Raw genomic sequence first — 22,604 nt, 5'->3', positions numbered from 1 at the left:
CTCCCCCGTCTTATTACTATTCCGAGGAACAACGCCAGGCGCCGACCCGCGCTTTCACAGCTTCCCAGCCATCGTGCAAGCTGATCGAACCATGCCATGTTGAAACGCAGAACCTTTCTGCTCGGCGGCGCCGGCGCTGTCGGCGTGTTGCTGGTCGGGTGGTCGGTGTTGCCGCCGGGGCAGCGTTTGACCACGTCCATGCCGCTGCCGGCGCAAGGCACGCAAGTGGCGCTCAACGGCTGGGTCAAGATTGCCGCCGACAATAGCGTGACGATCATGATGTGCAAGGCGGAAATGGGCCAGGGCATCCACACCGGCCTCGCGATGCTGCTCGCCGAAGAACTGGACGCCGACTGGTCGCGAGTGCGCGTCGAAGACTCGCCCATCGACAAGATCTATAACAGCGTGCAAAGCATCATCGACGACTTGCCGTTTCGCCCTGACGACGACAGCACCGTCAAACGCGCCACCGTCTGGATGACCCGCAAGCTGGTGCGCGAAGCCGGCACGATGATGACGGGCGGTTCATCGAGCATCAATGATCTATGGACGCCGATGCGCGAAGCCGGCGCCTCGGCCCGCGCCATGCTCATCGGCGCGGCGGCCGCGCAATGGAAAGTGCCGCCCGGTGAATGCCGCGCTGAAGGCGGTCAGGTGCTGCACCCGTCGGGGCATAAGGCGAGCTTCGGTGAATTGTCGTCGATGGCCGCGCAGCAGGCGCTGCCGCGCAAGGTGACGCTGAAAGATCCCGCCGACTTCAAGCTGATCGGCAAACCGCTGCGCCGTATCGAAGCGGCGTCGAAGATCAACGGCACGGCGCGCTTCGGTATCGACGTGCTGCCGGACGGCCTGCTCTACGCGAGCGTCGAGATGTGTCCAACGCTGGGCGGCTCGGTGGCAAAGTTCGACGCGACGGCCGCCGGCAAAATGCCGGGCTTCATCAAGGCGTTCGCCGTCGCGCCGTACAGCGGCGGTACCGGCGGCGTCGCGGTGATCGCCGACAACCCGTTTCGCGCGATCAACGCGGTCGCCGCCATCGACGTGACCTGGCATGACGGCCCGGCAGCGAAGCTCTCGAACGCGGACGTGGACCGCCGCCTTGCGCAAGCACTCGACGACAGCGGCGGCCACGCCTACTACCACTTGGGCGACGTCGACGCCGCGTTGAGCCGCGCGGTGCGCACTGTCAGCGCCGAATATCGCGCGCCGTATCTCGCGCATGGCGCAGTCGAGCCGCTTAACTGCACTGTGCAGGTCGCGGACGGCGCGGCCACCGTCTGGGTCTCCACGCAAATGCCCGGCCTCGCGCGGCACCATGTGGCGAAAGTGCTGGACCTCGACGCGGACAAAGTCGACGTGCAAACGCTTCTGCTCGGCGGCGCGTTCGGACGTCGCCTGGAACTGGATTTCATCGCCCAGGCCGCGGCGATTGCGCGCGAGGGCGGCGGCCGCCCGGTGCAAACCCTTTGGTCGCGAGCCCAGGATTTCACCCACGACTTCTATCGTCCGGCGTGCCTGTCGCGGCTGAAGGCCGGTTTCGACAACGACGGCAAACTGGTGGCGTGGCAGGCCACATCGGCGAGTCAGGCGATCGTGCCGGAAGCGCTCGCGCGCTACTACGGCGCGCCGCGCATTCCCATCGACAAGACCACCTGCGAAGGCGCGTTCGATCAGCCCTACGAATGGCCCGCTGCGCGCGTCGCGCACAAGATCGTCGAATTGCCGGTGCCGGTCGGGTTCTGGCGTTCGGTGGGTCACTCGCATCAGGCGTTTTTCACCGAGGGCTTTACCGATGAACTCGCGGTAGCGACCGGTAAAGACCCGATTGCGTTTCGCGCCGCGCTGCTCGAGCAGCATCCGCGGCATCTCGCGGTGTTAAAACGCGTGGCGGCTTTGTCGGACTGGGAGCATCCGCTGACACATGCCGCCGACGGCGCGCCGCGCGCGCGGGGCGTCGCGCTGCACGAGGCGTTCGGCAGCGTGGTTGCGCAGGTCGCGGAGGTGTCGATCGGGCCGGGTAAGAAGATTCGTGTGCATCGGGTGGTCTGCGTGATCGATTGCGGTCTGCCAGTGAATCCGAATCTGATCCGTCAGCAGATGGAGAGCGCGGTCGTCTTCGGTTTATCCACCGCGTTGCAGGACGAGATCACGCTCGTCGATGGCCAGGTGCAGCAGAAAAACTTTCTGGATTTCCCGGTCGTGCGGATCGACGATTGCCCGGTGATCGACACGGACATCGTGCCGAGCCAACTGCATCCGCAAGGCGTGGGCGAAGCGGGCGTGCCGCCGGTCGCGCCGGCAGTGGCCAATGCGGTGTTCAAGCTGACCGGCCAGCGCTTGCGCTCGTTGCCGTTGAAGCTCGCGTAAAGCACGCCGAATCAAAAAACGCAGGTAGTAAGAACGAAGGAGACAGCCGATGGGATCACTGAACATCAACGGCCGGGCGGTGGCGGTACAGAGCGAGCCGGACATGCCGCTTCTGTGGGTGCTGCGTTGTGAACTCGGCATGACCGGCACCAAGTTCGGCTGCGGCGTGGGGATTTGCGGCGCGTGCACGATTCATGTGGACGGCGAACCGGGCTTCGCCTGCCAGACGCTCATGTCGAGCCTGCACACGCAGAAGATCACGACCATTGAGGGTTTGCAGGGTCCTGAAGCACAAGCATTGAAGACCGCGTGGATCGATCTCGACGTGGTGCAGTGCGGCTATTGCCAGAGCGCGCAATTGATGGCGGCCTGTGCGCTGCTCAGGCACACTCCCAAGCCGACCGACGCCGACATCGACGCGGCGATGTCGCACATCGTGTGCCGTTGCGGCACCTACCCCCGGGTACGGGCGGCAATCCACCAGGCGGCGGCAAAGCGCCGCCCCGCGTAACGCCGCCGACGCATTTCGCGCTAACGAAAGAACCCGCCGCGCACGCTCAACCTGCCAGCAATTCCACCACGGCGACGACCGCCGTGAAAATGCCAATGCAGCCGCCTAATGTGGCTGCGCTTTTCATGAATTGCGACATACATGTCCCCGTAATGAGTGGTTGGTGACAGGTATTTAACCCGAAATGAAAGGTAAAAGAAAGCTAACCAAAAATAATTCGTAAGCTCTGTGTGCATCATCGCAAGACGCGGTTTGCGGCCAGCACGCCCCAATAAGACGCCTCTTCGAACAGCGACATGCCTGACAAATCGGCATGCGCGAACAGGATCGGGCCGTCCACGTCGCGCAAGGCGAGCAACCCCGGACGGCTCAGGAAGCCGACATCCGGCGTGGCCATGGCGTGACCGCGCACGGTGATTTCCAGGGCCGCGGCATGACGCCACAGATCGCGGCCGTACGCGGGCAGCAGATCGATCGCGGCCTTCCACGAAGAGTCGAGGTGAGCGTGAGGCAATTCTTATACGTGCTTTACGTGCTCGTCGTGATCGTCATGTTCAGTTGCACGTCGATGACCGGAAGCGGTGGTGGCGGCGGTTATGGCGGGACCTCCGCGCGCAGCGGTTATTCGTCGTACGGGTCGCACAAGTGAGCGCGGTTTCGGCCATGTCCGTGCACACGCCGTGCGATGCCCATGGCACGCATGTGTTGGCCGATCTCGGCGGTATTGCGGTGGACATGCTGCCTGATGCCGCGGCGCTCAAGGCGATTCTCGTGTACGCAGCTAAAGCTGCGGGCGCCAACGTACTCTCGGCGCACTTTCATTACTTTGGTGGCGAGCATGGTGTGACGGGTATCGTGTTGCTCGCGGAGTCGCACGTCACGATTCATACGTGGCCGGAGCATCGCTTCGCCGCGCTCGATATTTTCATGTGCGGCAAGGCGCGTGCTGAAGACGCGGTCGCGCAGATCGCTCGCGAGCTAAAGGCGGAAGTGCGGAATGTGCGCACGTGTGAGCGTGGGGTTGTGCCGCTGCGGTAGATAGATCGGCAAGCGGATTGTCTAAAGCGGCCGCTTGATAAGCGGCTCGCATTAGACAATCAAAATCAAAATCAACAGCCGCTTTAAGGCGCTTTCGCTGCAGCCGCCGTTGGCGTTGTCTTGACCGGCACCGCAACCACAGGCGTGGAACCACCAGACGCGTTCTGCGGATCAACTTCCCACCCGCCGCCGAGCGCAAGGAACAGGTTGACCTGATCGATCGCCACCTGGCCGTCTGCAGCAGCGGCCTGTGACTTCGTCGACGTCAACGTGCGCGTCGCATCCAGATCCGAAATAAACGACTCACGGCCCGCGCGATACAGCCGGTGCGTTTCATCCGCCGACTCGGTCGCTGACTTCACCGCGGCACGCAGTGCGTCGGCGCGGGCGTAATCCGACGCGTAGGTTGCCAGACTGGTTTCAGTCTCGCGCAACGCGGTCAGCACCACGCCGTCGAACTTCGCCAACGCCACCTGGCTCGACGCCTGCGCCTCACGCACACGGCCACGCGCGCCGTTTGCCGGGAAGGTCCAACTGATCAGTGGACCGAAGCCCCAACGCGCCGTGGGCGCTGTGCCGAGGTCTTCGAGAATGCCAGTCAACCCCGCTGAAGCACCGATGCTCACCGTCGGATACAGCGCCCCGGTGACGACGCCAATACGCGCCGTGGATGCCGCCAGTTGACGCTCGGCCTCGCGCACATCGGGGCGGCGTTTGAGCAGCGCGGCGCCGTCGCCGACCGGAATCGGCTGGCGGAGTTGCGGCAGCCTGTCGCAAGCGAGCACGGCCGGCGGCAAATCCGAAGGCGCGCGAGCGAGCAGCGCCGCGAGCCGGTACTGCGCGATCTTGCGGCGCGCCGTATAACGCGGAATATCCGCCGACAACGTATCGACCTGGGTCTGCCCACGCGTCACATCGGGCTGATTGCCGCGGCCCGCGTCACGCAGGCGGCGCGAGACGTCCACGCGCTGTTTCTGCAGAGCCAGCGACTGTTGCGCGATCCTGAGTTCCTCGGCGGCCGAACATTGCTCGACGTAAGAGCGCGCCACGTCCGCCACCACGGTGATCCGTGCGAGGTCGGCCGCAGCTTGTACTGATTCGGTGTCCGCTTGCGCCGCTTCCACGCCGCGCCGCAGCTTGCCGAACAGATCGATTTCATACGAGATGCTGATGCCGATGTCGCCTTCGTTGACGACCGGCAGTTTCTCAGTGAGCAGGTATTGCTCGGCGGATTCCTGCGCGCGTTCGATCAGCGCCGAACTCTTGCCGGAAAAACCGCCTTGTGCCTGCGCGACGCCCAGCGCTTCACGCGAGCGCGCGAGGTTCGCGGCAGCGACGCGCAAGTCGGTGTTGGATTGCAATGCCTCGTCGACGAGTCCGTTCAGCACTGGATCGTCGTATAGCTTCCACCACACGGGCGGCACGTTCTGGCGCGTCGTCAACGACGTGTCGGCGCCTTCGATCGGCGCATTGGCGAGCGGCGCGTTGACCAGCGCCTGTTGCGGCAGCGAATAGTTGGGACCGACATTCATGCAGCCGTTCAGCGCAACGGCTAACGGCAACAGCGGCAGCAACGGCAATAAGGGCAGGGCGCGCGACAGCTTCATTGCGGCGCGCCGGATGACGAGACCGCCGCCGACGCCGGCTGTGCTACCGAAGCAGCCGAGCCAGCCGAAACAGCAGACGTAGCAGACGAACCCGACGCCGACGACGAAGCTCCCACCGCACCCGACGCCCCCGCATCCGGATGCTTCTTACCGCCAGGCGACAGATCACGCACCGACACAGTCGCGGTGCGCCCCGCGATCATGCGGAAGTCCGCGGGCACTTCATCGAGCGCGACACGCACCGGAATCCGTTGCGCGAGCCGCACCCAACTGAAAGCCGGATTCACATTCGGCAGCAGATTCGAGCCTTGCGTGCGGTCACGATCCTCGATCGCGGCGACGATGCTCTGCACGTGCCCACGCAACACCGCAGGTTCGCCCATCACCGTGATATCGACCGGCTGACCGATGTCGATGCCACCCAGCTTGGTTTCCTCGAAATACCCGTCGACGCGGAACGAATGCATATCGACCACCGCGACCACTGCCCGCCCCGCCGCGACGAATTCGCCGACGCGCGGCGCGCGGTCGTTCAGATAACCGTCGACCGGACTCATGATCGTCGCGCGTTGCAGATTCAGCTTCGCGGTGTCGATAGCCACATTCGCATCGGCGAGCGCAGCTTCGCCCTGTTCGACGCGCGAGCGGCTTTCTTCCGACACTTCCGCCGCGACCAGGTTGCCGAGCTTGCGGTTACGCGCGTCTTCGCGGCGCGCCTGATCGAGCGTGGCGCGGCGTTGCTGCGCGGTGGCCTGCGCCTGGCGCAGCGCGAGCGTGTAGCGGGCCTGATCGATCACGAACAGCACCTGGCCTTGCTTGACCTGCTGGTTGTCCACTACGTCGACCGACGAGATCAGCCCCGAGATGTCCGGCGCGACCTGGATCACGTCGGCGCGCACGTGTCCGTCGCGAGTCCACGGCGCGAACATGTAGTAGCCGATCAGTTTCCACAGCACGAGGGCCGCGGCGACAACGACGATCAGGGTCAGCAGAATTTGACCGACGGAGAACCAGGTTTTTTTCACGTTATTAGTCTGTGCGAAACGACAACGACAAGGCCCAGCACGAGCACATAGATGCCGAGATCGAAGATGGAGCGATGCCAGACGAAGCGGTAAAAGCCGACGCGCGCGAGCACCGTGCGAATGGCCAGGTTGATCAGATACGCGATCAACATCAGCACGAGCACGGCCGGCACGAACACGCCGAAGATATCGATTTCACCGATCATCGCGGGAAGTGGAAAAGGGTGGAGAGGGCTGGAAAGCGGTGACGGGCTGGGCGCATCAGGCAGCGGCCTCCGGTTCGGGCGGCGTCGGTGTCGTCAGCGTGGCCGGAAACAGCGAAAGACGCAAGCCGACCAGCGCGTGCAGCGCTTCGCGCAACCGGCGCGCCGACGTTTGCGAGCTTGGGCTCGGCGCACCGGCGTTGGCCAGTCCCTGTGCCGTCACGCGCGCCACGGCGGCGTCGATCGACGACATCAGGCTGGCGGGCACCGGCTCGCGCTTGCGGCGGTCGACGCAGCTTTCATAGTACTGACGCACGTCGTCGAGCACGTGATCGATCGCGGCCGGCGCGTCGCCACTTAGATTACCGGTCAGGCGGCGCAGATCGAGCGCGTTGAAGGCAATGCGCAGATCACGAAAGCTCTCGATTGACGGATGACGATGGTCGTCGGTGGCGGCGAGGCGCGGGATCAACTGCATCAGGCGGTCGAGCATGCGCGCGGCGAGGTTGCGCGGATCTTCGATCGGCCGCGTCGACGCCGTGAGCGCCACGTCGGCCCAGGTCGAACGCAACAGACGAGACGCCGCGAGTTCGGCGCCGAACGGCCGCGTCACGCGGGTCCACAGATACGCGTAGAGCAAGCCGGCGAGACCCGCGAGATTGCTGTTCAGGAAGACCAGAAAGTTGGCGTCGTAGGCGTCCTGAATGCTGATGAAGGTGGCCGTGTTGACGGCGACCAGCACCGTGGCCAGGTTGAACTGCGGGCGCGGAATCAGCGTGCCGACGAAGATGAACGGCGCGGCGAACATGATCACCAGCATGGGAAAGTCATGCACATGCGGCAGCACGACGAACAGATAAACACCCGCCGCCACCACGCTGATCGCGGTCGCCACGAAGAAGCGGAAGATGAACGGCGCGGGCTCGTCGAGCGCCGCGAAGAAGCAGCACGCCACGGCCGCGAGCGTGACCGCGCTCGCACCGTCGTTCCAGCCTGAGCCGATCCACAAGCTGCAAGCGAGAATCACGGCCGCCGCGGCCGAGCCGGTCGAGAACAGCATGATGCCGTGATCGTAGAAGCGCTCGGTGCCGCCCAGTCTCCAATGACGGAAGCGCGGGCGCCACGCGCCTTCTTCCCGCGTGATGATGATGCGCAGCGAGCGGCAGTCTTGCCACACGTCGATCACCTGCTTCATCCGCCACAGTGCGTTCGAGAGTAGCGCGCCGTCCCAGCCCGCGAGCGCGGACGGCGACGGCTGCATCGCCGCGATGCGCGCGCGCAACGCGTCGGCCGTCGGGTCGGGGTGATAGCCTTCGCTCACCGTGGGCATCGGCTCATTGAACCACTTGATGACATCGGCGAGCAGGCTTTCGAGGCCCTCGGGCCACGTCTGACGGCCACTGTTGTATAGCGCGATCAGCGGATCGGCGAGCGACGACATGATCGGCAACAGCAACTGCATGCGTCCGCGCAGTTCATGCGCGCGCGCCAGTATGTCGGGCCGCGTGTGATCGTAGGCCAGCTGGCTCAGCAGCAATTCCAGGCCATTGATGATGGCCGCGATGCGTTGCCGCGCGCCCGAAATCGCCGAGCCGGCAATGCGCCCGGACAGCGTTTCGGTGGCATAGAACGCGGCGTCGCGAAACCATGCGTCGGTCCGCTCGATGATGGTGGGTGCAAGCCGGCTAGGAAACAGCGCGCTGCCGACAACGCTCGCGCAGACGATGCCGAGCGTGATCTCCTCGGTGCGGCTGACCGCGAGATCGAACACGCCGCCCGGATTGGTCACCGAAGGCAGCGCGATGATCGGCATCGTATAGCCGGCCAGCAGGAACACGTAGCTGCGCGCGGTGCGGTCGGACACCGCCAGATACAGCATCGTGCCGGTCCATAGCGCCACGATCACGCTGAACAGATACGGCGATTCGACGAAGGGCGGCACCAGCAGCACCGCTGCTGAAGCGCCGAGCATGGTGCCGAGCGCGCGATAGAGCGCCTTGGAACGCGTCGCGCCGACAAACGGATTCGACACGATGTAGACGGTCGCCATCGCCCAATATGGCCGCGGCAGTTCGAGCGCGAGGCCGATGTAGAGCGCGATCATCGCCGCGGCAAACGTCTTGACGGAAAACAGCCAGTCGCGAAGGGAAGGGTAGACCATAAACCGTTACGCCGGATCGCCGGCGCCGTGCGGCGCGGCGGTGTCTGCTTTGCCTTTGTTCGACTTGTTTGCTTTGCTAGCTTTGGCCGCTTTGCGGGGTTGGCTGGCAACCTGTGCCTGTTCGCCCGAAGCGCGTTGGGCGCGCTTATCGCTGTCCGGGTCGCCGCTCGGATCGCTGTTCTGATCGGCGCGCTCGCTGGCGTCGGCCGTGAACGCGGCCAGCACGCGCAAGGTCGCTTCGAGATCGCTGCGCGAGACGCCCTTCAACGCTTGCGCCCGCAGTGTGACCAGTTCTTCTTCCATTTTCGCGGTGACGGCGCGGCCTTCTTCGGTGAGCGCCACGGTTTTCGCGCGCCGGTCTTCGGGGTCTTCGTCGCGGCGCATCAGGCCCGCGGCACACAGTTGATCGAGCAGCCGCACGAGCGAGGGCCCTTCGATACCGATGTGATCGGCGAGCGTGACCTGGCGCACGGCCGCGCCAAGCCGGCTGGCGGTCAGGAGCGGCGTGGCGCACGCCTCGGAGACATTGAAGGCCGCGAGCACGCCGTGGCTCGTGCGCCGCCATTTTCGGGCGGCGACGACCAGCGTGCTGCTGACTGTCCGGCGCAAGGTATCGAGATTCGACATGGCCGGTATTGTATTTCTAAAAAATTCGTTAGCAAACTATTGATTTCGGAATTTTTTATGACGATACGGTGCAACCGCATGCATGGATATGCGCGCGGGTTCGTTATGTCAGCGTCGCTCAGGCCGCGAGTCCGAGCCTGACTGTCCGCGCCAGATCATCCAGCTGAAAAGGCTTGCGCAAAATCGTGCAGCGCTTGACCGCCAGCCCGGAAATGTCCACGTCCGCGTATCCCGTCGCCAGGATCACGGGCAAATCCTCGCGCATCTTGCGCGCCTCGGCAATCACGTCGATCCCGTTCATGCCGGGCATCGCGAAGTCCACCATCAGCAGGTCCGGATTGTCGTCCTGTAAACGGTTGAGGCCCGCGCGTCCGTCGGCGGCTTCGGTCACGGTGTAGCCGAGCATTCTCAGCGACTCGACCAGCATGGCGCGCACCTCGCTGTCGTCTTCGACCACCAGCACCCGCTTTTCGCCGACCACGTTCGCTTCCGCATCGGACGCCGTTTTGGCCTGCGGCGCCACGCGTTCACGCAACGGCAGCCAGAGTTCCACGGTGGTACCCACGCCTTCCTCGCTGAACAGACGCGCGGTGCCGCCGGCCTGCCTCGCAATGCCGTAGACCTGGCTCAACCCGAGTCCCGTTCCCTTGCCGATCGGCTTGGTGGTGAAGAACGGATCGAACACGCGCGACACCACATCGGGCGGCACACCCGACCCGGTATCACCGACCTCGACCACGACGTAGCGACCTTCATCGAGTGTCTGATCGGGTGCTTCGCGCTGCTTCACGCGAATGCCGAGCTGGCCGCCGCCCGGCATGGCATCGCGCGCGTTGATGGCGAGATTGAGAATGGCCAGTTCGAGCTGATTGGCGTCGGCCTGAGTCCACATCTCTTCGCCGTCGAACTCGTTGATATAACGGATGCTCGAACCGAGCGACACCGTGATGATGTCGCGCATGCCTTGCAGCAACGCCACCACGTCCACTGCTTTCAGATCGAGATTGCTGTTGCGCGAGAAAGTCAGCAACTGTCCCGTCAGTTTCGCGCCGCGTTCAGTCGCGCGTTTGACGGTGGCGGCCATGCCGCGAAGGCGCTCATCGCTGCTCACTCGCGCGATCAGTTCAGCGTTGACCATGATGACGTTCAGCAGATTATTGAAGTCGTGCGCAATGCCGCCGGTCAGTTGCCCGAGCGCTTCCATCTTCTGCGATTGCACCAGCACCGCCTGTACTTTGGCGCGCTCGTGAATTTCCATCATCAGCCGGTTGTTGGCGGAGGCAAGTTCTTGAGTACGTTCGGCGATACGGCTTTCCAGCGAGTCGTTCAATTGCACCAGCGCCTCTTGCGCTTCGATCCGCTCGGCCAGATGGCGGCGCGATTCATATTGCCGCGCGCGTGCGCGCAACGACGACGCCACCGCACGCCGCAACGTCTCCGAATTCAGCGGACGTTCGAGCACGACCACGTTGCCCAGCCGTTCGAGCACTTCCAGGCTGCTTTCGGAGCGATGTCCGAGGCGTGAGGCGGCGAGCAGAATGAACGGGAAATCCGACCACGCCTGCTGCTGTTCGAGCCAGGTGAAGAGCCGAATCGCGTGGTTGCCCGCGAGCGCTTCCTCGGCGATCAACGCGCTGCCCGCACCGGTGTCCAGCGCCGCGGTGAGCGTGTCGGCATCGCGGCATGCCACGCAGAGGCGCTTGTCTTTTTGCAGCACTTCGGCAATCACATCGGCGTCGCGGCCAAACGGCGCCAGAATAAGGACGCGTTGCTCCATGACTTACTGCCCGGACGAGTCGATGACGCGGTTTGCCGCGCCGAGCAGCGCGGTGCTGCCGCGATAGGCCGGCAGTCCGGAGAGCACACCCTCGAAGTCGCGCAGCGCCTCGCCGACTTCCACGCCGTTGCTGCCGAGCCGGAACTGGCGGATCGAGCGCTCGTGAGCATTGGCGCGGCTCTTCACAGCCGTCACGGCGGTGAGCACTTCGCCGTGGTGCTCGAAATAGCGGAACAGTACGACCACGTCGCTCAGATAGCTGATGTCGATATCGCTTTGCACCTCGCCAATAATGCCGTGCTGTCCCAGCACGAGCATCGTGATGACGCCCTGCTGGTTCAGATAGCCGAGCAGTTCGTGCATCTGCAGCAGCAGATAGCGCTCGCCGGGCATCGCCTGGAGATAGGCGTTCAGGCTGTCGATCGCGATATACCGTGCACCGTGCTTCTCGACCGAGCGGCGTACATCGCTGGCGAATTCACCGGGCGAGATTTCCGCCGGATCGATCTGACGCAGCGTCAGCAGACCGCTTTCGACGTGCGGCGCCAGATGCATGCCGAGCGTCGCGCAGCGGATCATCAACGTGACGAGGGTCTCGTCGAACACGTAGTAGACGCAGCGCTCGCCGCGCTCGAGCGCCGCGATCAGGCATGACACCACCGTGGTGGTCTTGCCGACGCCCGAGGGGCCGATCATCAGTGCATTGGTGCCGGGGATCAAGCCACCGCCGAGCAATGCGTCGAGTCCCGACGTGCCGGTGCTGACTACCTCGGCGTCGAATGTCGTGTGGTGTTCGGCCGCGACGAGGCGCGGATACACATGGATCCCGCCGGTGTCGAGCGTGAAGTCGTGATAACCCTCGCGGAATTTGATGCCGCGCATCTTGGCGATGCGCGCGCGCCGCCGGTTGCCGCCGTAGTCGTGCACGAGATTGTCGAGGCTGATCACGCCGTGCGCGATGCTGTGCAGTTGCACGTCGCCGGGATCGGACGAATTGTCGTCGAGCAGCAGCACCGTGCATTCACGGGTGGCGAAATAGCGCTTGAGCGCGAGAATCTGCCGCCGGTATCGCAGCGGGTTCTGCGACAGCAGACGCAACTCGGAGAGGCTGTCGAGCACGATGCGCGCTGGTTTGAGTTCGTCGACCTGCTGGATGACGTTGCGCACCGTCTCGCCGAGCTCGACCTCGGCCGGGTGCAGCACGGTCTGCTCGTACTGCGGGTCGAGACCTTCGTCCGAAACCAGTTCGAGAATACGGAAGCCGCCGATGTCCCAGCCATGGCTTTCGGCTACAGCAATCAGTTCGGAGCGGGTTTCGGACAGCGTGATGTACAAGCCTCGCTGCCCCTCTTCGACACCCTTGAGTAAGAATTGCAAGGCCAAGGTAGTTTTACCTGTACCGGGCGCACCTTCCACCAGGTACATGCGGTGCGGGGTGAGACCGCCTCCCAGGATGTCGTCGATTCCATCGATCCCCGAGGAAAGGCGGGCCGGCTGACCGGCAGCGTGTCTGTTTGACATGGCGTAGCGTTTTGGCGTCGATGAAAGGCTGATGGATGCTCAGCCGGTACGGCGAGAATGCAATTTGTGTGCCTATAGATGACGTCATTCGCCGGCGCGCTCCTTCACCAGTTGAATGAAGCGTGTGGCCGCGCTGTTATGCAACGCCGTGGGATACGCGAGGTGCAGCGGTGCGCTGAGTTTCGAGGGGTTCGCGAGCGTGCAATAAACGGTGCCCACCTGGTCGTAACGCTGCATGGAAGCGGGCACCAATGTCACGCCCAGACCCGCCGCTACGAGGTTGATGCCCGACACCATGCGCGGCACTTCACGGGCAATGCGCGGGACGAAGCCGGCCTGCCGGCACGCGGCGAGGATATCGGCATACATGCCGGGTGCGCCTGGGCGGCGGACCAGAATGAAGTCTTCGTGCGCCAACGCTTTCAGCGAAACTTGCGGCCGCTTCTTGCCCTTGAGCAGCGGATGACCAACCGGCAACACCACGACCATCGGTTCGTCGAGCAGCAACTCGAACGCCACGCCTTCGCGCGCGTCGACCGGCTTGCGTAGAAACGCTGCCTGAATCTGGCCCGCAGCCAGACGCTCGATGATCTCCGCCGCGTTGAGTTCGGCAAGCTCCACGGCGACCTCGGGGCAGACCGCGCGAAACGCGCGGATCGCCTCGGTCGTGAACGGGTGGAACGCAGCGGAGCTAGTCAGCCCGATGGAAATCGTGCCGAGTTCGCCGCGCGCAATCCGGCTCGCCTTTTCGACCGACTGCTGCAGATCCTGCAGCAAGCGTTGCGCGTCTTCCGCGAAGGCCTGGCCGGCCGGCGTCAAGGTGACGCCACGCGGCATGCGCACAAAGAGTTCGAAGCCGATCTCTTCTTCCAGCGTTCGAATCTGCTGCGAAAGCGGCGGCTGTTGCATGGCCAGCCGTTCAGCCGCGCGCGTGAATTGGCCTTCTTCGGCGACCGCCAGAAAGTAACGCAGATGCCGCAGTTCCATGGTGTTTCGTCTCCTGGACAGCGCTTGGAGGTCAGTTCGTTACCATACTTGATAAATATGGATGATGCGCAAAATAGGTATTTTACATTTGTCACGGCGGAGCCTACGATCTCGACCATCGCTTCGACCTGATTTTGGTTTTTCAACGACGGATTTGACGATGCGCCGCGTTCAAGACAGTGCACGGTGATCAGGAGCAAGCTGCATGACTTTCAATCTTTCACGACGTCTCGCGATGCTGTGTGCGTCAACAGGCGCTGCACTGTTGATGACGTTCGCGCAATCCGCGTTCGCGGTCCATGCTGACGAGCCGCATCTGAAGCCGGTGGCGACGATCTCGGATACGCGCTTCACGCTCGACACTCCGCAAGGGCAAGCGGAATTTCCGCTGTATCTGTCGAAGGATTGGAACGTCGCGCAGCCGCAGGTGACGCGCGCGGTAATCGTGGTTCACGGCAAACTGCGCAATGCGGACGTGTACTTTCGCACCGCGCAGAATGCCCGCGATGCCGCACACGCGGACCCCGACGCCACGCTGTTGATCGCGCCGCAATTCCTCGCCACGCTCGACACGCGCGTGCATGACGAACCCGCCGATCTGCTGCGCTGGACCGGCGACGCGTGGATGGGTGGCGAAGCGGCGCGCGCGCCGCTGCCGATCAGTTCCTACGAGGTGCTGGACGCGATCGTCGCACGTCTCGCCGATCGCAAGCTGTTTCCCAATCTGCGGCATGTGGTGTTCGCCGGGCATTCGGGCGGCGGACAAGTCGTGCAGCGTTACGCCGTCGCGGCACGCAACATCGCCGCGTTGACCGGCGAGGGCATCGACGTGCGTTACGTGGTGGCAAGTCCGTCGACGTATGCGTATTTCGATGCGCAGCGGCCCAACGCGCAAGGCATTGCCGCGCCGTTCGATGCCGCGCAATGTCCCGACTTCAATCAATGGAAATACGGCATGGACAACCGGCCGCCGTATCTCGATGACCGGACGCCCGCGCAACTCGAAGCGACCTATGCGGCGCGCCGGATCGACTACCTCGTCGGCGGCGCGGATGACGATCCGCAGCAGAGCGCGCTCGACAGAACCTGTGCCGCCGAAGCGCAAGGGCCGCAACGCGTCGCGCGCGCCGAAGCGTACTACCGGTACATCCAGGCGCGTCATCCGGACGGATTGAAGCAGCGCTTTCATATCGTGCCGGGCGTGGGGCACAACGGTGCGCGCATGCTGACGTCGGTATGCGCGCTGTCAGCAATGTTCGACACGCCGGGGTGCGAGCAATGAGCGAAGCGACCTTCAATCAGCGCGACGGTGCCGCGTCCGGCGCCGATGTGTCGAACGGCTTGAGTCCGTCGATGGTGCGACGCGCGATCTTTGCCTCCGTCCTCGGCAACGGCCTCGAGTGGTTCGACTTTCTGATCTATGGCTACTTCGCGAAGATCATCGCGCAAGTGTTCTTTCCCGGCGGCAGCGGCTTCGTGTCGATCATGCTGACGCTCGCCACGTTCGCCGTCGGTTTCATCGTGCGGCCGATCGGCGGCATTCTGCTCGGCATCTACGCGGACCGCGCGGGGCGCCGCAAAGCGCTCTCGCTGCTGATCATTTCGATGGCGGCCAGCACCTTGCTGATGGGTCTCACACCGGGCTATGCGCGCATTGGCATCGCGGCGCCGCTGCTGGTGGTGCTCGCGCGCCTGTTGCAAGGGCTCTCCGTGGGCGGACAGTTCGCGACGGCGTCGGCGATGCTGGTCGAGTACGCGCCGCCGCACAAGAAGATGTTTTACGGCAGCTTCAACATGTCGGCGCAGGCGTTCGCGTTGCTGTTGTCGTCCGGGGTCGGCTATCTGCTGACCACGCAGCTCACGCATGAGCAACTGCTAGCGTGGGGCTGGCGTCTGCCGTTTCTGTTCGGCGCGCTGGCCGGGCCGTTCGGTTTCTATATCCGGCATCGCGTGGCCGAGTCGCCGGAGTTCGAGCAGCTGCTCGATCACAAGGACAAACCGCCGCGCGTCACGATCCGCCAGTTCTTCCGCGATAACGGCGATGCGGCGATCTGCGCGATGGGCGTGATCGTCGTCGGGGCGGCGACCAATTATGTGTGGCACTCGTATCTATCGGTGTATGTCGAGCGGCAACTGCATCTGCCGCTCTCCACCGCATTGCTCGGCGCGTTCGTGTCCGGCGTGCTGAATCTGTTTCTGTTTCCGCTGTCGGGCAAGCTCGCCGATCGTTACGGCGCGTACCGGCTGTTCTATCCCATCGTGATCGCGTGGATGGTCTGCGTGTATCCGCTTTATCACTTCGTCGTGACGAATCCGACGCCGGGGCATCTGTTCATCGCGCAGATGATCGCGACGCTGTTCCTCGCCGCGATGTCCGGCGCGCATCCCGGCATGCTCGCGACCTTGTTCCCGGTGCGTAGCCGTTCGGCGGGCGTGGCGCTGTCGTACAACATCGCGGTGACGCTGTTCGGCGGCATGGCGCCGCTCACCATCACCGGCTTGACGCGCGTGACCGGCAGCAGTCTCACGCCCGCGTTCTACCTGATTTTTGCCGGCTTCGTGTCGCTCGCGATGGTGTACTTCACGCGCGCCGGACGCATGTCGGGCGGCGCGGCGGCGAGGCCCGCCACTCTTTGATCTACCACGAGCCTATTGCATGACCCAGCCTTTCATCACAGACGACGAACGCGCGCCGAATGAACATCCCGTCGCGGTCGTCGCGAGCCGGCATCTGAGCGTCACGACGCAAGCCGGCAGTGGAACCGTGCCGGTGTTTTCGAACGGCGCCTGGCCAGCGCCGACGCGCGAAATCCAACGCGCCGTGATTCTGATTCATGGGCGCCTGCGCAACGGCGACACGTATTTCGAACTCGCGCAGCGTTCGTGCGCGCTCGCCGGCGGCAGCGCGGCCGATACGCTGCTGATCGTGCCGCAGTTTCTCGCGACGGCGGATGTCGACGCGCATGAGCTGCCGCCGTCCACGTTGCATTGGGACTGGACGAGCTGGATGGGCGGTGAGAACGCGCAAGGTCCCGCGCCGATCAGTTCGTTCGATGTGCTCAACGCGATTCTCCATACGCTGGCGTCGCGCGAGCAGTTCGCGTCGCTCGCCGAAGTGGTGATCGCGGGGCACTCGGGCGGCGCGCAGGTCGTGCAGCGCTATGCAGTAGTAGCGCGCGACGAGGCGCCACTCGCGGCGCGCGGTATTGCGCTGCGCTATGTGGTCGCGAATCCTTCGTCGTATGTGTACTTCGATGCGATGCGGCCGGTTGCGTCCGCTGTATCCGGCGAGTTCGCGGCGTTCGATCGGGCGCTGTGTCCGTCGTTCAATCGCTGGAAGTATGGGCTCGAGGATTTGCCGGCCTACTCTGGCGACGCTGCTTCCGCAGCAGCGCTCGAAGCGCGTTACGCGCAGCGTGACGTGACCGTGCTGCTCGGCGGCGCGGATTGCGATCCGCAGCATCCGGCGCTCGACCGTTCATGCGCCGCGCTGACGCAAGGGGAGCACCGGCTCGGGCGCGGGCTGGCTTACGCGCGCTATATGGCGTTGCGGCATCCCGAAGGACTGGCCAGGCATCGGACGTTTGTGATCGATGGTGTCGGGCACGATGCCAAGGGGATTTTCGGGTCGGCGCAGGGGCTGGCGGCTTTGTTCGGTCCTGGTCTGTGATAGCGGTGACTGAAGCGCGGTCTTGATGCACTCGGCGTTCATGGGCACGAAGCGTGCTACCGCGCTAATAGCTATGAGTGACTTCAAGGACTGCGCCGACATGAACAGAACCCGATTACTTGCCACCGCGCTTGCCGCTATGTCGCTGGGCGTCTTGCTGACCGGCGGCGCGTATGCCGACGATGCGCCTAGTCCATGCACATCCCTGAAGCGGATCGTCGCGGCCGCCCCCGGCGGGCTCGCCTCATTGACGCCGGACGACAGCAAGGGCGTCGCGCAACCTTACGGCGACGACGCGCAATGTTCGGCGAGCCACGGTGCCTATCAATGCACGTGGACGCCGCATCACGACGCCGGTTCGAATGCCGACGCGCTGCAAGCTGTCGCGGCGGACATCGCATCCTGTCTGCCGGACGCCACGCACGATCAGAATTCGCCGGGACGTCAGCACTTTTATCTGGGCGCGAAGGGCAAGCGGACCGATATCACGCTGACGCCGACCGGTTCGAACAAGCTGCGTCTGGTGGTGTCGGGCAAGTAAGCCGCTGGGCGACGGTGGCTAGTGTGACGCCGGCCACCATGTCCAGCCGCGCGATGAGCGCCGCAAATCGATCATCGAAAGCGGTGCGATTTCGATGCGTGGAAACACGACGGGCGATGCCCCGAGCACATACACGATCGCTGCCCGCAGCACCGGCGCATGGGTGACGGCGATCACGTTGCGAGGATGGCTCGATGCACGACCCGTCCCGCCTTCTAACGACGCTTCGAGCCATTCTCCTACCCGTTTCACGAGTTGACTGAACGACTCGCCGCCATGTGGCACGGCGTCGGGATCGCGCGTCCATGCGGCGAGGTCTTGCGGCGCTTCGGCAGCGAGGTCGGCGAGCCGCCGTCCCTGCCATCTGCCGTAGTTCATATCCGCCAGACCGGCGTCGACCGATGCCGCGAGGCCCAGGGCCGTTGCCGTTTCGCGCGCGCAGGCGGCCGGGCTGACGAAAGCTGGCGCGTCTTCCGCGATCGCCGGCCGTAAGCGTGCGGCGTGGGCTTCGGCCTCGGCGAGGCCGCGGGCGTCGAGCGGGTCGTCGGCGGGAAAACGGCCTGCGCGCTGGGCGGCGGTCGATGCGTGGCTGACCAGTAACAGCCGTGTGTCCATTCTGTTCATGTCCTGTGAAGCCACGCCCCGAAGCCGAACGCTGGCGGGATGAGGCGTACGTTTTGCGTTGCCGGGTGCCGAAGTTTAGCGCGTAGAATAGCGGGACTGCGAAGCGCGGAAGCCGGTGAGAGCCCGGCGCGGTCGCGCCACTGTAATCGGCAGCACAAGCCGAAAGCCAGACCTGAGCTTCGCACCAATCCTCTGCAATGACTATCGGGGCGCGTTACCCCAGGAGATGTCCATCATGACCGAAGCTGTTTTCGATCCCGCCAACCAGCCTGTTGCTCAACCCACGCCGATTCCGCTGCGCGAGTTGTTGCCTTGGGTCGTGTTCGGCGGTTTGCTGTTGTTGCTCGCGCTTTACTTCGTGGGTGCGGAACAGGGCGCCACTTCGCTGGTGTCGGGCATGTACGTGCACGAGTTCGTGCACGACGGCCGCCATCTGCTCGGCTTTCCCTGCCACTAACGGAGTCGACCATGGTTGGTAAATTGTTGGTACGCGGGATGCTTGCAGGCATCGCCGCGGGACTCCTCACGTTCGGCTTCGCCCGGGTAGTGGGCGAGCCGCAGGTCAATCAGGCGATTTCGTTCGAAGAAAAGGCCGACGCCGCGAAAGGCGAGGCGCCTGAGCCTGAGATTGTGAGCCGCGATACGCAGCGGGGTATTGGCTTGTTGACCGGCGTGGTGACTTACGGCGCGGCATTCGGCGGCCTGTTCTCGCTGGTGTTCGCCTACGCCTATGGGCGAGTGGGCGCGTTGAGCCCGCGCGCGTTGTCCGCGTGGCTTGCGCTCGGCGCGTTCATCGCGCTCGCGGTCGTGCCGAATCTGAAGTATCCGGCGAACCCGCCCTCGGTCGGCGATCCTGAGACGATTGGGACGCGGACCGGTTTGTTCTTCCTGATGATTGCGATCTCGCTGGCTGCTATGGTGTTCTCGCTCAAGGTGCGGCGCCGTGTGGCTATGAAGCTCGGCGCGTGGAATGGCTCGATTGTGGGGGCGGTGGTGTTCATCGTGATCATCGCTGCGGTACAGTTGTCGATGCCCACGATCAACGAAGTGCCGGAGGCTTTCCCGGCGGTGCTGCTGTGGAAGTTCCGTGTCGCGGCGCTCGGTATGCAGGCGATTATGTGGGCGACGATCGGGCTGCTGTTTGGAGCGCTGGTTGAGCGGAGTGCGTTGATGCGGGTGGGGGGACGGTCGGCGGTGAAGTCGGTTTGATTTGCATGACGAGCGCGACCGCTTCGGTGGTTGCGCTCCGCGGATTGTTCTCCGCGCTTCACTCTCCGCGGTTTGCGCGCAGTGGTCAAGAAGGGTTCTGCGTCAAGGAGTTGGGGCGGTTGTGGGGCGGTTATCCACAGGCTTGCGAACAATTTCTGTTGATAACTTCGCGCGCGTGACGCGTAAATCCCACAAATATTTCCACTTCCGCTATCGGTATGAGGGCTGGCGACGAGAAATGTCGCTTGGCACCCCTACGCGGGATGCGTTCGACAGCTTCCGACTGCAGTTTGAAGGAACGAAGCTGCGCGCATGCAGCCGGCGCACGGCATGAACCTTCAGGGCGACTTCGGTCGCCCTTTTTTGTTGTGCAACATCTTCGATGTAGCGCAACTCAGCTGGCGCAGAAAGTGGCCGGTAATTTAAATAGTTATCCATATTTTTGATTGTCGTCAGTCATCGACCTGTTTATGCGGGATACCTATCTATTTATCGGTTTGACCAATTTTTACAGTGCTCCTATATACAGCCGCCAATACCGATTTGATAATGGAATGGAAAATCCTGAACGAACAAAGGCGTACGAAGTCATGCGAAAGTCTGTCGTGTCAATCCAGTTCCGAAAGGGGCCACGCGTAGCCCGGGTCTGCCACATATTCGGAGCACGTCGATGTGCCTGCGCGCCTTGCTTCATGCAGCAATAACGTTCAAAAAAACGGAACTGTCTTCATGCCTTGCCCGCTTTCAGTCTCAAGTCCATTGCGCCGTCTCCGTGCAGGCCGCCCGTCCGGTAACTGACGGAGTCCAGCATGAGGAGCATGGACCCGGAACTGCCCGGGTATTACCAGCGCGAACTGCGCTACATACACGAACTCTTCCTGGAGTTTGCACGACAGCACCCGAAGATTGCCCGCAGGCTCGGCGCACAGGCGGGCGACGTGGGCGACCCGTATGTCGGGCGCCTGCTTCAGTCCTTCGCGCTGACGGCTGCGCGTTCGCAGATGCGCATCGACCGCTTTCCGCTGGAAATTCCGATGCGCAGGCTGGATGGCGTCGATCTGAACCTGACCGCGCCGCTGCCGTCGCTGGGCGTGGCGCGGTTCTACCCTGATGCACAGGCAGCGCACAGTGCGCAGGGCCTGACGTTGCCGCGTGGCACGAGGCTCACGATACCCGCAGCCGAAGATGCGACGGAGTGTGTTTTCCTCACGAGCCAGTTGCTCAGGCTCTGGCCGGTTGAAATTACGCGCGCGAAGCCGACTGGCATTCCCGCCGACGTTCCGGCGCTTTCCCGCTACGTCCACGACAGCCAGGATGCGTCGCGTGTGCGTGGTGCGTTGCGTCTGCGGCTTCGGACTGTCAACGGCATGGCGTTTCGCAGCCTTGAAGGGCTGGACGAACTGCCCGTGTACCTGTGCGGTGAGGAGAAGATGGCCTCGCAACTCTTCGAACTGATCCATACCAGCGTGGTCGGCATCGTCATGGGTGTGCCGGGTGAATTCGAGAAGGGCGACCTGTACGGCGCAAAGCTACCCGGCATGCCGTACATGCGTGTGAAGCACGCGGGACTGGAGCCGGATGAAAGCCTGCTGCGTCCGGTCGCCACGAAGCTCCACGGACACAGGCTGGTCCATGAATTCTTTGTGCTTCCGTCCAGATTCGGATTCTTCACGATCACGGGCCTGGCAGCGGGGCTGAAGCACATCGACGGCCCCGAGGTCGAAATCGTGCTGCTGCTCGCGCGTGCGGCGGCGATGCCGGACCAGCAGATTGGTGTCCCGGATTTCGCCCTGTACTGCACCCCCATCGTCAATCTGTACCCCGCGACGAGCGAGCGGCTCACCCTCGACGCGGAGAAGCGCGAGCACCGGCTCACGCCCATGGCGGACCGGCCCGATGACTACGAGGTTCATTCGGTCGATCGTGTCAGGGGACAGAGGGAAGAGGAGCCGGAGAAGATTCCTTTCCAGCCGCTTGATGCCGCACTGCCAGACGACACGCGCCGCAACCCGCGGTATTTCAGATTACGCCGCGAGCAGGAACGGGTGGCGGACAACGAACGGCGTTATGACACGCACCGTGAGTTCGTGCGCACGCTCACCTCGATCAGGCTCCTTGGCGAGGACCGCGAACTGGATGAAACGGGCATCCGGTTTCTCACCCTCGACGCCTGGCTGACGAACGGCGAGCTGCCCTGCGTGCAGCCACGCAATGGCGTGGACGACCTGGCGGTGGCGGACGCGAAGGCGGTCGGGAGCGTCGGCTTCGTGCGCGGGCCGACCGCACCTAGGCCTCCGCTCGCGCTCGGCGCGCAGGGCGACGCGGCCTGGGAACTCATTCGCCAGCTTCATCTGGAGCTGGCCGTCTTTGACGACGAGTTCAACGAGCCAGCTCCCGGCGAAGGGCTGCGGCTGATGCTGCGCCCGTACCTGGGAGCCGGTGACCCGGCGATGGCCCGTTTTCTCGACAGCCTGGTGGGAGCGACGGCCAGCGCGGTCAATGACATGCATCGCTGGGGGGAGGAGCTGCACCTCGCGCGCGGCGTTGCGATCACGCTCACCTTTGATGAGTCACGGCTCGACGGCTGGTCGCCCTTTACGTTCGCGCTGGCGTTGGAGCGCTACGTCGCGCGGCACGTCTCGGCGCATTGCTTTACCCGCACCACACTGCGCACCTCGCAGCGCGGCGAGATTTTTACGTTCCCAACGCGTGGCGGCACGCGTGGTGTCTTCTGAT

General features: G+C 63.9%; 20 protein-coding genes, 1 pseudogene and 1 riboswitch. Of the genes and pseudogenes, 11 read left to right on the top strand and 10 right to left on the bottom strand.

Going from position 1 to position 22,604, the window contains the following annotated elements; all coding sequences use genetic code 11:
* Positions 1–96: 96 nt before the first annotated feature.
* Positions 97–2,367: a xanthine dehydrogenase family protein molybdopterin-binding subunit gene (locus HF916_RS26500; RefSeq protein ID WP_168791699.1), complete on the top strand. Its 2,271-nt coding sequence runs from the start codon at positions 97–99 to the stop codon at positions 2,365–2,367.
* A 49-nt stretch (positions 2,368–2,416) separates the two neighbouring features.
* A complete protein-coding gene (locus HF916_RS26495; protein WP_168791698.1) occupies positions 2,417–2,878 on the top strand; it encodes a (2Fe-2S)-binding protein in 462 nt (153 codons plus the stop codon).
* A 235-nt stretch (positions 2,879–3,113) separates the two neighbouring features.
* On the opposite strand, the pseudogene HF916_RS26490 reads toward HF916_RS26495, so the two are convergent.
* A pseudogene (locus tag HF916_RS26490) lies at positions 3,114–3,362 on the bottom strand (hypothetical protein); the annotation flags it as partial.
* Positions 3,363–3,383: 21 nt separating this feature from the next.
* Here HF916_RS26490 and HF916_RS26485 point away from each other — a divergent pair.
* Together HF916_RS26485 and speD are read left to right on the top strand one after the other, a co-directional pair.
* Entirely contained in the window at positions 3,384–3,527 is a 144-nt protein-coding gene (locus tag HF916_RS26485) for a hypothetical protein (protein ID WP_168791697.1), read from the top strand.
* A gap of 14 nt (positions 3,528–3,541) precedes the next feature.
* Positions 3,542–3,916, top strand: coding sequence for an adenosylmethionine decarboxylase (speD, locus tag HF916_RS26480; RefSeq protein WP_168791696.1), 375 nt, complete (start codon positions 3,542–3,544; stop codon positions 3,914–3,916).
* A gap of 83 nt (positions 3,917–3,999) precedes the next feature.
* Here the strand turns inward: speD and HF916_RS26475 are convergent, their stop codons facing one another.
* The 8 genes from HF916_RS26475 to HF916_RS26440 form a co-directional block, all read right to left on the bottom strand.
* Entirely contained in the window at positions 4,000–5,523 is a 1,524-nt protein-coding gene (locus tag HF916_RS26475; protein ID WP_168791695.1) for an efflux transporter outer membrane subunit, read from the bottom strand.
* A complete protein-coding gene (locus HF916_RS26470; RefSeq protein WP_168791694.1) occupies positions 5,520–6,548 on the bottom strand; it encodes an efflux RND transporter periplasmic adaptor subunit in 1,029 nt (342 codons plus the stop codon). Before HF916_RS26470 ends, HF916_RS26475 begins: the two co-directional genes overlap by 4 nt.
* On the bottom strand, positions 6,545–6,754 hold the full coding sequence (locus HF916_RS26465; RefSeq protein WP_007176114.1) for a DUF1656 domain-containing protein: 210 nt from the start codon (positions 6,752–6,754) through the stop codon (positions 6,545–6,547). Before HF916_RS26465 ends, HF916_RS26470 begins: the two co-directional genes overlap by 4 nt.
* A gap of 55 nt (positions 6,755–6,809) precedes the next feature.
* Complete coding sequence (locus HF916_RS26460; protein ID WP_168791693.1) at positions 6,810–8,912, bottom strand: FUSC family protein; 2,103 nt, start codon at positions 8,910–8,912, stop codon at positions 6,810–6,812.
* 6 nt (positions 8,913–8,918) lie between these two features.
* On the bottom strand, positions 8,919–9,539 hold the full coding sequence (locus tag HF916_RS26455; RefSeq protein WP_168791692.1) for a MarR family winged helix-turn-helix transcriptional regulator: 621 nt from the start codon (positions 9,537–9,539) through the stop codon (positions 8,919–8,921).
* Between the two features lie 118 nt (positions 9,540–9,657).
* Positions 9,658–11,316 (bottom strand): response regulator, encoded by a 1,659-nt coding sequence (locus HF916_RS26450; RefSeq protein ID WP_168791691.1) that lies wholly within the window; start codon positions 11,314–11,316, stop codon positions 9,658–9,660.
* A 3-nt stretch (positions 11,317–11,319) separates the two neighbouring features.
* On the bottom strand, positions 11,320–12,837 hold the full coding sequence (locus HF916_RS26445; RefSeq protein WP_168791690.1) for an ATPase domain-containing protein: 1,518 nt from the start codon (positions 12,835–12,837) through the stop codon (positions 11,320–11,322).
* A gap of 84 nt (positions 12,838–12,921) precedes the next feature.
* Positions 12,922–13,824, bottom strand: coding sequence for a LysR family transcriptional regulator (locus HF916_RS26440; protein ID WP_168791689.1), 903 nt, complete (start codon positions 13,822–13,824; stop codon positions 12,922–12,924).
* Positions 13,825–14,029: 205 nt separating this feature from the next.
* Here HF916_RS26440 and HF916_RS26435 point away from each other — a divergent pair, with 205 nt between their 5' ends.
* From HF916_RS26435 to HF916_RS26420, 4 genes are all read left to right on the top strand, one after another.
* Positions 14,030–15,106, top strand: coding sequence for an alpha/beta hydrolase (locus HF916_RS26435; RefSeq protein ID WP_168791688.1), 1,077 nt, complete (start codon positions 14,030–14,032; stop codon positions 15,104–15,106).
* Positions 15,103–16,461, top strand: coding sequence for an MFS transporter (locus HF916_RS26430; protein WP_168791687.1), 1,359 nt, complete (start codon positions 15,103–15,105; stop codon positions 16,459–16,461). Before HF916_RS26435 ends, HF916_RS26430 begins: the two co-directional genes overlap by 4 nt.
* 19 nt (positions 16,462–16,480) lie before the next feature.
* The gene (locus tag HF916_RS26425; RefSeq protein ID WP_168791686.1) at positions 16,481–17,494 is read left to right on the top strand and encodes an alpha/beta hydrolase; all 1,014 of its coding nucleotides are present in this window, start codon (positions 16,481–16,483) and stop codon (positions 17,492–17,494) included.
* A gap of 100 nt (positions 17,495–17,594) precedes the next feature.
* A complete protein-coding gene (locus HF916_RS26420; RefSeq protein WP_168791685.1) occupies positions 17,595–18,035 on the top strand; it encodes a hypothetical protein in 441 nt (146 codons plus the stop codon).
* Positions 18,036–18,053: 18 nt separating this feature from the next.
* Here the strand turns inward: HF916_RS26420 and HF916_RS26415 are convergent, their stop codons facing one another.
* Positions 18,054–18,650: a histidine phosphatase family protein gene (locus tag HF916_RS26415; RefSeq protein ID WP_168791684.1), complete on the bottom strand. Its 597-nt coding sequence runs from the start codon at positions 18,648–18,650 to the stop codon at positions 18,054–18,056.
* A gap of 88 nt (positions 18,651–18,738) precedes the next feature.
* A riboswitch (adenosylcobalamin (AdoCbl) riboswitch) is annotated at positions 18,739–18,892 on the top strand.
* 2 nt (positions 18,893–18,894) lie between these two features.
* Here HF916_RS26415 and HF916_RS26410 point away from each other — a divergent pair.
* From HF916_RS26410 to tssF, 3 genes are all read left to right on the top strand, one after another.
* Positions 18,895–19,116, top strand: coding sequence for a CbtB domain-containing protein (locus HF916_RS26410; RefSeq protein WP_168791683.1), 222 nt, complete (start codon positions 18,895–18,897; stop codon positions 19,114–19,116).
* Between the two features lie 11 nt (positions 19,117–19,127).
* Positions 19,128–19,868, top strand: a complete 741-nt coding sequence (locus HF916_RS26405; protein ID WP_168791682.1) for a CbtA family protein — start codon at positions 19,128–19,130, stop codon at positions 19,866–19,868.
* Between the two features lie 818 nt (positions 19,869–20,686).
* Positions 20,687–22,603 carry a type VI secretion system baseplate subunit TssF gene (gene tssF / locus HF916_RS26400; RefSeq protein ID WP_240975508.1) on the top strand — a complete coding sequence of 639 codons (1,917 nt, stop codon included), beginning with the start codon at positions 20,687–20,689 and terminating at the stop codon, positions 22,601–22,603.
* The last annotated feature ends 1 nt before the right edge of the window (position 22,604 follow it).

It is taken from the genome of Paraburkholderia aromaticivorans (assembly GCF_012689525.1).
Taxonomy (GTDB): Bacteria; Pseudomonadota; Gammaproteobacteria; order Burkholderiales; family Burkholderiaceae; genus Paraburkholderia; species Paraburkholderia aromaticivorans_A.
This window is presented reverse-complemented; position numbering and strand designations above follow the sequence as displayed.